This window comes from Streptococcus sp. HMSC077D04, from assembly GCF_001808785.1.
GTDB classification, from domain to species: Bacteria; Bacillota; Bacilli; order Lactobacillales; family Streptococcaceae; genus Streptococcus; species Streptococcus mitis_BX.
Window position 1 is genome coordinate 1 of sequence record NZ_KV794507.1, and the last position, 347, is coordinate 347.

1 pseudogene is annotated in these 347 nt (G+C 39.5%); it reads left to right on the forward strand.

Annotation, left to right across the window (positions count from 1 at the left end):
• Positions 1 to 347, forward strand: a pseudogene (locus HMPREF2701_RS01675) (hypothetical protein); the annotation flags it as partial.

The window sequence follows — 347 nt, forward strand, 5'->3', positions numbered from 1 at the left end:
AAAGGTGAGACAGCCATTACCTTTACTGCTAAATATAAAGATGGTAAGTTAAGTCCGGAAGGAGAGTATAGCGTTGGAGGTTTGAGTACAGATTTTCTAGATGAAAATGTAAACCTTAAGAGAAAGGTAGCGATTAAGGATTATTCAGTTACAAGTGAGTTCAGTCTAGCAGACAAAATTAGTTCAAGCTATAGTAAACTCGCGCCTAATCTTTCCATTGGCTTTGGCTATAAGAATCGCTCGGTTGAGGTTGGAACTAAGTCAGAGGATGGCTACCGCGTGACTTATGTGAAAGAACATAACCAGGTCAAACAAGACTACGCAACAGTTAAAACGACTAATGAGAC